The 12230-nt window shown below is 68.4% G+C and carries 10 protein-coding genes; 3 read left to right on the forward strand and 7 right to left on the reverse strand.

Annotated elements, in window-relative coordinates; all coding sequences use genetic code 11:
- Positions 1 to 38: 38 nt before the first annotated feature.
- On the reverse strand, positions 39 to 635 hold the full coding sequence (locus GY170_RS06970) for a gamma-glutamyl kinase (protein ID WP_163891447.1): 597 nt from the start codon (positions 633 to 635) through the stop codon (positions 39 to 41).
- 159 nt (positions 636 to 794) lie between these two features.
- Here GY170_RS06970 and recA point away from each other — a divergent pair, with 159 nt between their 5' ends.
- Positions 795 to 1865: a recombinase RecA gene (recA, locus tag GY170_RS06975; RefSeq protein ID WP_163891449.1), complete on the forward strand. Its 1071-nt coding sequence runs from the start codon at positions 795 to 797 to the stop codon at positions 1863 to 1865.
- A 277-nt stretch (positions 1866 to 2142) separates the two neighbouring features.
- Here the strand turns inward: recA and alaE are convergent, their stop codons facing one another.
- Entirely contained in the window at positions 2143 to 2580 is a 438-nt protein-coding gene (alaE, locus tag GY170_RS06980; protein WP_235937811.1) for an L-alanine exporter AlaE, read from the reverse strand.
- Between the two features lie 91 nt (positions 2581 to 2671).
- Here alaE and alaS point away from each other — a divergent pair, with 91 nt between their 5' ends.
- Entirely contained in the window at positions 2672 to 5332 is a 2661-nt protein-coding gene (gene alaS, locus GY170_RS06985; RefSeq protein WP_163891453.1) for an alanine--tRNA ligase, read from the forward strand.
- Complete coding sequence (locus tag GY170_RS06990; protein ID WP_163891455.1) at positions 5329 to 5616, forward strand: DUF1330 domain-containing protein; 288 nt, start codon at positions 5329 to 5331, stop codon at positions 5614 to 5616. Before alaS ends, GY170_RS06990 begins: the two co-directional genes overlap by 4 nt.
- Here the strand turns inward: GY170_RS06990 and GY170_RS06995 are convergent.
- The 5 genes from GY170_RS06995 to GY170_RS07015 all read right to left on the reverse strand — a co-directional run bounded on the left by GY170_RS06995 (position 5613) and on the right by GY170_RS07015 (position 12214).
- A complete protein-coding gene (locus GY170_RS06995) occupies positions 5613 to 6254 on the reverse strand; it encodes a dienelactone hydrolase family protein (protein ID WP_268895072.1) in 642 nt (213 codons plus the stop codon). The genes GY170_RS06990 and GY170_RS06995 overlap by 4 nt on opposite strands.
- Entirely contained in the window at positions 6251 to 8071 is a 1821-nt protein-coding gene (typA, locus tag GY170_RS07000) for a translational GTPase TypA (protein WP_163891459.1), read from the reverse strand. Before typA ends, GY170_RS06995 begins: the two co-directional genes overlap by 4 nt.
- 121 nt (positions 8072 to 8192) lie before the next feature.
- Complete coding sequence (locus tag GY170_RS07005; protein ID WP_163891461.1) at positions 8193 to 8819, reverse strand: YitT family protein; 627 nt, start codon at positions 8817 to 8819, stop codon at positions 8193 to 8195.
- A gap of 165 nt (positions 8820 to 8984) precedes the next feature.
- Positions 8985 to 11159 carry an RNA degradosome polyphosphate kinase gene (locus tag GY170_RS07010; protein ID WP_163891463.1) on the reverse strand — a complete coding sequence of 725 codons (2175 nt, stop codon included), beginning with the start codon at positions 11157 to 11159 and terminating at the stop codon, positions 8985 to 8987.
- Positions 11160 to 11341: 182 nt separating this feature from the next.
- The gene (locus GY170_RS07015) at positions 11342 to 12214 is read right to left on the reverse strand and encodes a hypothetical protein (RefSeq protein WP_163891465.1); all 873 of its coding nucleotides are present in this window, start codon (positions 12212 to 12214) and stop codon (positions 11342 to 11344) included.
- Positions 12215 to 12230: the final 16 nt, after the last annotated feature.

Raw genomic sequence — 12230 nt, forward strand, 5'->3', positions numbered from 1 at the left:
CGGCGGCCAAGCGTTGCCGCGCTGCCGGTTTTTGCGGCTCAGACGGCGGGCTCGCCGCCCAGCCGTTCCCACAGCGCCAGCTCTCGCGCGCCCTTCTTCTTCAGCCGCGCCACCATGCCCGCCTTCAGCGACAGGTCCATCCGCGGGGAGACATTGGCGGGAGGCACCTCGATCCGCTGGCCGAGCCGCTCCTCGAGGAAGGCGTGGAGGCGGTCCATCTCGTCGTAGCGGAAGAGGTGGTCGACGGCGACGTCCTCGCCATCGTTGACCATGTCCCACTGGGTGCCGACGTCGGCCGGGGGCGGGCGTTTCTCCCGGCACCAGGCATCGACGAAGTCGTCGAAGCTCATCCCGGCGGTGGAATTCGGCCGCTCCGGCGGCTGGCGGTAGCGATACCACGAGCCGAGGCACGAGAGCGGCTCGCGGATGACGGCAACCGTCTCCGGCGGGGGAATGTCGCTGACCTTGAGGAGCGGCAGGATACGGCGGCGGTAGCGGTAGAGCGTCATGTGCTTGAGCCGCGGCGGGTTGCGCAGCAGCATGTCGGCGCGGGGGCCGAGCGCCGCCTCCAGCGCCGTCGTCCCCGTCTTCGGCACCGCGAGGATCGCCAACCCCGCCCCGGTGAACACCATCATTTCGCTCACGCTCCCGAAGCGCGCGGTTCAAGCCCGCACGCCATTAACCTATTTTATTCTTGCTTCGTTCTCCATTTGGTCTCATAAAGTGGAGAACACCCGGTGAACACGTTGGGCAATTGCCGGGGGTAGGGCAACATGATTTAAGGGAACAGGGCAATGGCGGCAGCGGAAATTCTTTCGATGAACGACAAGCGCAGCGCGGACAAGCAGAAGGCCCTCGACTCGGCCCTGGCGCAGATCGAGCGGCAGTTCGGCAAGGGCTCCATCATGAAGATGGGGGGCGACAACGCGATGCGCGACATCGAGGCGACCTCCACGGGGTCTCTCGGTCTCGACATCGCGCTGGGCATCGGCGGCCTGCCGAAGGGCCGCATCATCGAGATCTACGGGCCGGAAAGCTCCGGCAAGACGACGCTCACCCTCCACGTGGTGGCCGAAGAGCAGAAGAAAGGCGGCGTCTGCGCCTTTGTCGACGCCGAGCACGCGCTCGACCCGCAATATGCCAAGAAGCTGGGCGTCGATCTCGACGAGCTTCTGATCTCCCAGCCCGACACGGGCGAGCAGGCGCTGGAGATCGTGGATACGCTGGTGCGCTCCGGCGCCGTCAGCATGGTGGTGGTCGACTCGGTCGCCGCGCTGACCCCGAAGTCGGAGCTGGAAGGCGACATGGGCGACAGCTCGGTCGGCGTCCATGCCCGCCTGATGAGCCAGGCGATGCGCAAGCTGACCGGCTCCATCTCCCGCTCCAACTGCATGGTCGTCTTCATCAACCAGATCCGGATGAAGATCGGCGTCATGTTCGGCTCCCCGGAGACGACGACGGGCGGCAACGCGCTGAAGTTCTACTCCTCCGTCCGCCTCGACATCCGCCGCATCGGCTCCGTCAAGGACCGCGACGAGGTGGTGGGCAACACGACGCGCGTGAAGGTGGTGAAGAACAAGGTCGCCCCGCCGTTCAAGCAGGTCGAGTTCGACATCATGTACGGCGAGGGCATCTCCAAGACGGGCGAGCTGATCGACCTCGGCGTGAAGGCCGGTGTCGTCAACAAGTCCGGAGCGTGGTTCTCCTACGGCGACGAGCGGATCGGGCAGGGGCGTGAGAACGCCAAGACCTTCCTGAAGGAAAACCCCGACATCGCCTTCGCCATCGAAGACAAGATCCGCGCCGCCCACGGGCTGGAGTTCGGCGCCGGCGAGGAGGACGACACCGCCATCCTGGAGGATTGACGTCCTTCGGGCGGCGCAGTGAGCGGGGCAACCCGCTCCCCCGCTGGATGGGTCTAGGTGCAGATGGGACTGGTTATCGCCCCCACGCTCCCGGGCGAAGTAGACCAAGAGAAGAGCGGCCAATGGGCCGCTCTTTTTCTTTCCCGGGGTGAGGCTGTGCTCAGCTCCGGCCGGCGGGGCTCAGCACCGGCTGCCCGGGCCTTAGCCCTCCGGCCGCCGCCCGGGCGCCGAATTCCATATGGAATTCGTCTGCGGAAACCATATGGTTTCCGCCCCCTCAGCGGTCCGGGTTCACCGACATGGGCGTCTGCCCGCCCGGCGGCAGGCCGAACCAGCCGCGCACCAGGTCCAGCCAGATCCCGTAGGGCCGCCCCAGCGCCAGCATCATGACCGCCGCACCGAGCGCGCCGCGCCAGAGCTCCGCCCCCTCGGCGCCGCCGGCCCAGATGATCGCCACGTAGATCGGCACCTGGAAGGTGAGGAGCGAGGCCGTGTCCCACACCAGCTTCGAGCCTCGGCCCTCCCCGGCCCGCCGCATCACCAGCCCGCGCCACAGCCCGTAGGGCCGCGCCGTCAGCACCATCAGCGGGGCGCCGATGAGCCGCGCCGTCAGGACCTCGTCCCAGCCCATGCCGACGAAGAACCGCTCGTTGAGCACGCCGGTCAGCGTGAAGAACACCACCAGCGCCGCAGTGTCGGCTATGAAGTCTCTCACGACATCCCTCGCTCTCTGCCTCCCGGACATCAGGTAGACAGGCCGGGGGCGCAAGGCTAAACCGCATTCCGATCACCAGGACGGACCCGCCATGACCAGCCTTGCCGACATTCGCTCCACGTTTCTCGACTTCTACGCCCGCCAGGGCCACGAGCGTGTCGCCGCCTCGCCGTTGGTGCCGCGCAACGACCCGACGCTGCTGTTCACCAACTCCGGCATGGTGCAGTTCAAGAACGTCTTCACCGGCGTCGAGCACCGCCCCTATTCCCGCGCCACGACGAGCCAGAAATGCCTGCGCGCCGGCGGCAAGCACAACGATCTCGACAATGTCGGCTACACCGCCCGGCACCACACCTTCTTCGAGATGCTCGGCAACTTCTCCTTTCAGGACTACTTCAAGGAGCAGGCGATCCCCTATGCCTGGGAGCTGCTGACGAAGGATTTCGGCCTCAACAAGGAAAAGCTACTCGTCACCGTCTACCACACCGACGACGAGGCGGCGGAGATCTGGAAGAAGGTCGCCGGCCTGCCGGACGAGAAGATCATCCGTATCCCGACCGACGACAACTTCTGGATGATGGGCCCCACCGGCCCCTGCGGCCCCTCGTCGGAGATCTTCTACGATCATGGCGAGCACATCTGGGGCGGCCCCCCCGGCTCCCCCGAGGAGGACGGCGACCGCTTCATCGAGATCTGGAACCTCGTCTTCATGCAGTTCGAGCAGTTCGAGGACGGCACCCGCCGCCCGCTCGACGCGCCCTCCATCGACACCGGCATGGGGCTGGAGCGGATCGGCGCGCTCCTGCAGGGCAAGCACGACAATTACGACACCGACCTGATGCGCGCCCTGATCGAGGCCAGCGCCAATGCTACCTCCGCCGATCCCGACGGGCCCGGGAAGGTGCATCACCGGGTCATCGCCGACCACCTGCGCGCCATGTCCTTCCTCATCGCCGAGGGCGTGCTGCCCTCCAACGAGGGGCGCGGCTATGTGCTCCGCCGGATCATGCGCCGTGCCATGCGCCACGCGCACCTGCTCGGCGCGAAGGACCCGGTCATGTACCGCCTCGTCCCCGCGCTCGAGGCCGAGATGGGCGCCGCCTATCCGGAGCTCGGGCAGGCCCGCGCCCTGATCACCGAGACGCTAAAGTCGGAGGAGGAGCGCTTCCGCCAGACGCTCGACCGCGGCCTGAAGCTGCTGGACGATGAGCTGGCAGGCCTGCCCGAGGGCGCCGAGCTGCCGGGCGAAGCCGCCTTCAAGCTCTACGATACCTACGGCTTCCCGCTCGACCTCACGCAGGACGCGCTGCGCGAAAAGGGCCGCAGCGTCGAGACCGCCGGCTTCGATGCCGCCATGGCCGAGCAGAAGGCCAAGGCGCGCGCCTCGTGGTCCGGCTCCGGCGAGGCGGCGGAGGAGGGCATCTGGTTCGACCTCGCCGACAAGCACGGCACGACCGACTTCCTCGGCTACGATACCGAGGTGGCGGAGGGGCAGATCCTCGCTCTCGTCGGCGACGGGGCGGCGATGGTCGATTCCGCCGATCAGGGCGCCGAGGTGCGCGTGGTGCTCAACCAGACGCCCTTCTACGCCGAATCCGGCGGGCAGGTCGGCGACAGCGGCGTCCTCAATACGGAGACGGGCACCGTCACCATCACCGATTGCCGCAAGCTCGCGGGCGTCTTCGTCCATATCGGGCGGGTCAGCGAGGGCCGCGTCGAGCGTGGGCAGGGGGCGGAGCTGCGGGTGGATCACGCGCGACGCACGATGATCCGCGCCAACCACTCCGCCACGCACCTGCTCAACGAGGCGCTGCGACAGGCGCTCGGTGATCACGTCGCGCAGCGCGGCTCGCTCAACGCGCCCGACCGGCTGCGCTTCGACTTCTCCCACAACAAGGCGCTCAGCCGGGAGGAGATCGCGCGCATCGAGGGCGAGGTGAACGAGATGATCCGCCAGAACTCGGCGGTGGAGACGCGGATCATGACGCCGGACGATGCCCGCGGCATGGGGGCCCAGGCGCTCTTCGGCGAGAAGTATGGTGACGAGGTGCGTGTTGTCTCCATGGGCCTCGGGCCGACCGGCAAGGGCCCGAAGGGCGACACCTACTCAATCGAGCTCTGCGGCGGCACGCATGTGGGCCGCACCGGCGATATCGGCCTTTTCGCGCTCCTCTCCGACAGCGCCTCCTCCTCCGGCGTCCGCCGGATCGAGGCGCTGACGGGCGAGGCGGCTTTGGCGGAGCTGCGGCGCCGCGACATGGCGCTGGCGGAGATCGAGACGGCGTTGAAGACCGGCGGCGAGGATGTCGCCGCTCGCGTGAAGGCGCTGATCGAGGAGCGCCGCTCGCTCGCCAACGAGGTCGCGCAGCTGCGCCGCGAGCTGGCTATGTCCGGCGGCGGCGAGGGCACGAAGGCCCGCGAAATCAACGGTGTGAAGCTCGTCGCCCAGGTGCTGACCGGCGTCACCGGGAAGGACCTGCCCTCAATCATCGACGGCATGAAGGGCGAGCTGGGCTCCGGCGCCGTCCTGCTGATCGCCGAGAGCGGCGGCAAGGCGGCGGTGGCGGCGGGCGTGACGGATGATCTCACGGCGCGGCTCTCGGCGGTGGACCTGTTGAAGACCGCCGTGGCGGAGCTGGGCGGCAAGGGCGGCGGTGGCCGGCCCGACCTCGCCCAAGGGGGCGCCGCGAGCGCCGCAAATGCCGAGGGCGCCTTTGCCGCGGCCGAGAAACTGATTGGAGACCTGGCATGAGCGCACTCTGGATTGCCCATGTGAAAGTGACGAACGCCGAATCCTACGGCCGCTATGCCGAGCTGGCGACGGGCGCCATCGAGGGCCATGGCGGCCAGTTCCTCGTCCGCGGCGGCAAGTACGAGCAGCTGGAGGGGGAGGACCACCCGCGCAACGTGGTGGCCCGCTTCCCCTCGCTGCAGGCGGCGCATGATTGCTACAACTCGCCCGAGTATCAGAAGGCGCTCGAGTTCGCGAAGGGCGCGGCCGACCGCTCCGTCGTGATTGTCGAAGAGGTCTCCTAGAGCCCGGCGAGGAAATCGAGGGTGCGGCTGAGGCAAAGCTCCGCCTCCGCCGCGCCGAAGTCCTCCAGCGCCGGGTCGAGGGAGTAGTGGCCGACGCCGTCATAGCGGTAGAGGTCGAGCTCGTAGTCGCCCATGCTGGCTACCCAGTCGGCGAAGTAGCCCTCGTCATCGAACGGGTCGGGGCGGGCGATATGGGCCTGCACCGGCAGCCCCTTCGGCAGTCCAGGCGCCGGGTCGGCGCTGCCGGCGAAGAGGATGGCCCCGGAGATATCTGGCCGCTCGCCCCATGAGGCGCTGACCTGCCCGGCACCCATCGAGACCCCCGACAAGACGGCGCCCTGCGGCGCGTTCAGGATCGCCTCGCGGGCCATGGCCTGCGCGCTCTCCTTGAGCTCCCCCCAGAGGGTGAACCCGTCCTCGTAACTCTCCGCGCTCCGCCCGCCATAAAGGTCGGGCAGGGTGACGCCATGACCGGCCGCCTCCCACCGCGCGGCGATGGAGCGTTCGACGGGCCGAAGGCCGAGAATGGAATGGATGAGAACAATCTGCGCCATTTGGTAACCTCTTGGTAACCGAATGGCGAGAACATTAGGCGAACATGGGCCGGCGTCAAGCCGGCCCGGGCGCGGGTGCCTCAGCTGGCGGCGCGGCTCTGCCGCTTGCGCTCATGCGGGTCGAGGAAGCGCTTGCGCAGGCGGATGGAATTCGGCGTGACCTCCACCAGCTCGTCATCGTCGATATAGGCGATGGCCTGCTCCAGCGTCATGATGACCGGCGTCGTCAGGCGCACGGCCTCGTCGGTGCCGGAGGCGCGGACGTTGGTGAGCTGCTTGCCCTTGAGCGGGTTCACGTCGAGGTCGTTCTCGCGGCTGTGCTCACCGATAATCATGCCCTCGTAGACGGCATCCTGCGGCTCGATGAACATCTTGCCGCGATCCTCCAGCTTCCACAGCGAGTAGGCCACGGCCGTGCCGCCGCCCATGGAGATCAGCACGCCCTGCCGGCGGCCCTGGATCGGGCCCCGGTGCGGCGTCCAGCCGTGGAAAATGCGGTTGAGCACGCCCGAGCCGCGCGTGTCGGTCAGGAACTCGCCGTGATAGCCGATGAGGCCGCGCGACGGCACATGCGCGATGATGCGCGTCTTGCCGGCGCCGGCGGGCTTCATCTCCACCAGATCGCCCTTGCGCTGGCCCGTCAGCTTTTCCACGACCGCGCCGGTATATTCGTCATCGACGTCGATGGTGACTTCCTCGACCGGCTCCATCGTCTGGCCGTCTTCCTGACGGAAGATCACCTGCGGGCGGGAGATCGACAGCTCGAACCCCTCGCGGCGCATGTTCTCGATCAGAACGCCCATCTGAAGCTCGCCGCGGCCGGAGACCTCGAAGGCCTCGCCGCCGGGCGTCTCGCCGATCTTGATGGCGACGTTGGATTCCGCCTCCTTCATCAGGCGGTCGCGGATGACGCGGCTCTGCACCTTCTTGCCGTCACGCCCCGCCAGCGGCGAATCGTTGATGCCGAAGGTGACGGTGATGGTCGGCGGATCGATGGGCTGCGAGGGGATCGCATCCTCGACCTCCAGCGCGCAGATCGTGTCGGCCACGGTGGCCTTCGTCATGCCGGCGAGGGTGACGATATCGCCCGCCACCGCCTCGTCGATCGGCTGCTGGCCGAGGCCGCGGAAGGCGAGGATCTTGCTGACGCGGAACTGCTCGATCTTGTCGCCCTTGCGGGAGAGCGCCTTGACGGTCTCGCCCGCCTTCAGACGGCCGGATTCGACGCGGCCGGTCAGGATGCGGCCCATGAAGGGGTCGGCGGAGAGCGTCGTCGCCAGCATCGAGAAGGGCTCGGTGTCGCGCGACTGCTGCTTCGGCGGCTCGACATGGTCGATGATCAGCTTGAACAGCGCCTCGAGATCCTTGCGGGGGCCGTCCAGCTCCGTATCCGCCCAGCCGGCGCGGCCGGAGGCGTAGAGATGCGGGAAATCGAGCTGCTCGTCGGTCGCGCCGAGGTTGGCGAAGAGATCGAAGCACTCGTCCAGCGCCCGGTCCGGCTCCGCATCGGCCTTGTCGACCTTGTTGAGCACGACGATTGGCTTCAGCCCCAGCGCCAGCGCCTTGGAGGTGACGAATTTCGTCTGCGGCATCGGCCCTTCGGCCGCGTCGACCAGCAGGACGACGCCGTCGACCATGGAGAGAATCCGCTCCACCTCGCCGCCGAAGTCGGCGTGGCCGGGGGTGTCGACGATGTTGATGCGCGTGCCGCTGTGCTCGACGCTCGTGCACTTGGCGAGGATGGTGATCCCCCGCTCGCGCTCGATGTCGTTGGAATCCATGGCACGTTCGGTCGTCGCCTGGTTCTCGCGGTAGGTGCCGGATTGCTTGAGAAGCTCGTCCACCAGCGTCGTTTTGCCGTGGTCAACGTGCGCGATAATCGCGATATTGCGAAGGTCCATGTCCGTGCCTCGAAGGGGGAGTTGCGGCGCGCTTACAATGCAGCCGCAGAAAAGGCCAGCCCCAACGGGCCGGCAGCGTTCATGGCTGATGTAGGCACCTGGCGCGCGGGCGCAAGGGGCGTCAGCGCACCACGTACCAGTCGCGCCGGTGATTGAAGGCGATCACCGCGTTCAGCACCAGCGCCCCCAGCAGCGACCACAGCACCCGCTCGGCGGGGAAGAGGAAGAAGGCGACGAGGAAGATCACCGCGTCGACGATCAGCTGCACGTGCCCGGCGCGGAAGCCCGTCGTGTCCTGGATCAGCACGGCGATGACGCCGAGTCCACCGAGCGAGCCCTTGTGGCGGAAGATCGCCAGCAGCCCCAGCCCGGTCATCGCCCCGAAGAGGACGGCCCCGAAGGCCGGGCTGACATCGCCGAGGTGAAACCAGCCGGGGATGAGGTCGGCCAGTACAGAGAGCGCCGCCACGCAGCCGATGCTTTTCAGCGTGAACTCCAGCCCCATCCGCCGCCAGGCGATCCAGTAGAAGGGCAGGTTGACGAGGAAGAACACGACGCCGAACGACCACCCCGTCAGGTAGGAGATGATGACGGCGATCCCCGCCGTCTGCCCGGTGATCAGCCCGAGATGGGTGAGGATCACCAGCCCCGAGGCGGCGAGCAGCACCCCCATGGCCAGCCCCTGCGCATCCTCCAGGGGCGTGTGGCGGGGCGCGTCGGCGGGGAGGAAGGGGACAGCAGCGGGCATGCGGGCGATGGTATCCGACCGGGCGGCGCCGTCCAGAGGCGACGTGCCTCCCGCTTTCTTTTCAAGGGCCTCCCGGTGGGCCGGCGCAGCCGATGCAGGCAGACGGGCCCCTCCCGCCTCCGCTCGGCGAGACGCGCCCGCAAGGGAGCGGCGAGCGCCGCCCACTCAGTCGTGGCTATGCGTGAGCTTCGGCACGTCATCGGCCCCCGCCGAGCCGCGCCCGGAGAGCGACGGGTTCTGCATGAAGAAGCGGTGGCAGGAGAAGGCCCGCCCGTCCTCCGGCTGCTCCGCCCGCACGAAGGTGCCATCGGGCCGCATCACCCAGCTTTGCGCCACGTCGGCGAGGTTGGCGGCCATGATCTGGTCCATGATCTGCGCGCGCACCGTCGGGTTGAGCACCTCCACCAGCGATTCCACCCGGCGGTTGAGGTTCCGCCCCATCCAGTCGGCGGAGGAGAAGAACACCCGCGCCCGCGCCGAGGGCAGCCCCCGCCCGCCGCCGAAGCAGACGATGCGGCTGTGCTCCAGGAACCGCCCGATGATGCTCTTGACCCTGATCCGCTCCGACAGCCCCTCGATCCCTGGCCTGAGCCCGCAGATGCCGCGGATGACGAGATCCACCTCCACCCCCGCTTGGCTGGCGGCGTAGAGCGCGTCGATCACCTCCGGCTCGATCAGCGCGTTCATCTTCGCCCAGATCTGCGCCGGCCGGCCGGCGCGGGCGTGGCTCGCCTCCGCCTCGATGAGGTCGATCAGCGTCTCCTTCATGCCCAGCGGCGAGAGCGAGATGTTCTCCAGCCCCTGTGGCTCGGCATAGCCGCCGACATAGTTGAAGACCTTCGCCGCATCGCGCCCCAGCCCCTCGTCGCAGGTGAAGAGGGAGAGGTCGGTGTAGATGCGCGCCGTGATCGGGTGGTAATTGCCCGTCCCCCAGTGGGAATAGGTGACCAGCCGGTCGCCCTCGCGCCGCACCACGAGGCTGATCTTGGCGTGCGTCTTCAGCTGCGTGAAGCCGTAGACGACATGCGCCCCGGCCCGCTCCAGCCGGCGCGACTGGCGGATGTTGGCCGCCTCGTCGAAGCGCGCCTTCAGCTCCACCAGCGCCGTCACCGACTTGCCGTCTTCCGCCGCCTCGCAGAGCGCCTCGACGATGGGCGAGTTGCGCGAGGTCCGGTAGAGCGTCTGCTTGATCGCCACCACGTCGGGGTCGCGCGCCGCCTGCTGCAGGAAGCGGATGACGCTGTCGAACGTCTCGTAGGGGTGGTGGAGCAGCATGTCCTTCTGGCGGATCGCGGCGAACATGTCGCCGTCGTGATCCTGCACCCGCTCGGGGATGCGCGGTGTGAAGGGCGGCCAGAGCAGCTCGGGCCGGGCATCATTGACCAGCTCGGTGAGGTCGGCGATGCCGATGACCCCCTCGACGTCGATCACCTCCGCCTCCTGGATGGGCAGCTCCTCCATGATCATCGCCTTCAGCGCCCGCGGCGCGCCGGCGGAGATCTTCATCCGCACGACCTCACCCCGGCGGCGGCGCTTCAGCGCCACCTCGAACTCGCGGACGAGATCCTCCGCCTCCTCCTCGACCTCGAGGTCGCTGTCGCGGAGGACACGGAAGGCGCAGTGGCCGCGCATCTTGTGGCCGGGGAACATGACCTCGATGTGCAGGAGGAGCAGCTCTTCCAGCGGCAGGTAGCGCTGGCGCGTCTCCCCCTCCGCCTCCTCCAGCCGCACGAAGCGGTCGATCTGGCCGGGCACGGGCAGCAGGACGCGCAGCGGCCGCCGGTCCTGCTTGCGCTCCAGCTCCACCGCGAGGGCGAGGCCCTCGTTGGGGATGAAGGGGAAGGGGTGGGCCGGGTCGATGGCCAGCGGCGACACGACGGGGAAGACCTGAGCCATGAAGCGCCGGGCGAGGAAGGGCATGTCGCTCTCCTGCACCTCGTCGCGGGTGAGGAGGTGGATGCCTTCCGCCTCCATCTGCGCCGTCAGGCTGCGGAAGACCTCCTGCTGGCGATCCATCAGCGCGCGGGCGTCGTCATCGATCAGCCGCAGCTGCTCGGCCGGAGTCAGCCCGTCCACCGCCGGCGCGGCGGTGCCGGCCTGGGCCAGCTCGCGCAGGCCGGCGACCCGAACGGTGTAGAACTCGTCGAGGTTGGTGGCGGAGATCGACAGGAAGCGCAGCCGCTCCATCAGCGGCACCCGATCGTTCTCCGCCTCCGACAGCACGCGCCAGTTGAAGCCCAGCCAGCTCAGCTCGCGGTTGAAGAACCGGTGGGGGCCGGTGATGTCACCCTCCGGCGGCGCCGGAGGCGGGAATGGGGTGTCGAGGAAATTTGCCTGCATGGCGCCATTCCTCGGGCCTCGGCCGCGGCTTGTCCAGAGTGCAGGCTGAGGCATGAGGCCGGAAGGGGCTCCGCGCGGCGGCAGGGCAGGGGGCGCGGTCCCCCACATCAGGCGAGGATTGCTGGCGGGGCCCTCGAGGAGCGCGGAGGAGGGCCGGGCGGTAAAAGCCCGGCCCCCGGGCCTCAGGGGGCGATCCAGTCGACGCCGGGCATGGCGGCGATCTTGGTGCAGTCGGCCTCGTAGGCCGAGGTGAGCTCGGCCGCGAGGGCATTGTCGATGCCCGGCAGGTCGACCTCCTCCACCACCTCCTCCTCGACGGCGTACTTGTCGAGGAAGGCGGCGATCACGCGGCGCCGCTGGGCGGTGCCGGTGATGTTGCGCTGCGCCAGATAGGTCCGGAAGCGGCCCATCCCGTCCTCGGTCATGATCGTCTCCATCAGGTCGTACTCGCCCGCGAAGGCGGCATCGGGCGTGCCGGCCATCCGGCGCAGGATGTCGCCCCAGATCAGCGGCGTGTCCTCGTTCGCCCAGAGGACGAGCTGCGCGCGGGGCAGCGCCTCGTGCAGGCGGGCGACGAGATCCGACCAGCGGACCTGCCGCGGGTCCGTCCCGCCCATGAAATCGAGGAAGGCCATGCCGCTCGACTGGGCATAGACATCGGGGATGAAGCTCGCCGGGTTGCGCAGGCCGAGGAAGATGGTGATCTCGTCGCCCGCGAAGATCTGCCCCAGCGCCTTCGCCCGCGTGCCGGCCATGGCGTAGAGCTGGCCCTCCTCGAAGACCCGGTTGGGCGGGCAGAGGAAGGAGGGGTTGGAGAGCACCAGCCGCTCGGCGATGCGCCCGTCGAGCACCGCGTCGAGCAGCAGATCGCGCGTGCCCTCCTTCGGCTCGGCCTCCCCCAGCCCCTCCAGCGTGTCGCGGAAGAGCTTGCGGTAGCGGCCTTGCCCCGGCACGGCGACGTTGTGCTCGGCGAGCATCGAGGCGTCGCGCAGCAGACAGCGCAGAAGGCGCTCATTGTCGGTGCAATGTGCGCCGATGTGGAAGACGATATGCATGTGTGCTTGCCTGTTC

It is taken from the genome of Pseudoroseicyclus tamaricis (assembly GCF_012070395.1).
Taxonomy (GTDB): Bacteria; Pseudomonadota; Alphaproteobacteria; order Rhodobacterales; family Rhodobacteraceae; genus Pseudoroseicyclus_A; species Pseudoroseicyclus_A tamaricis.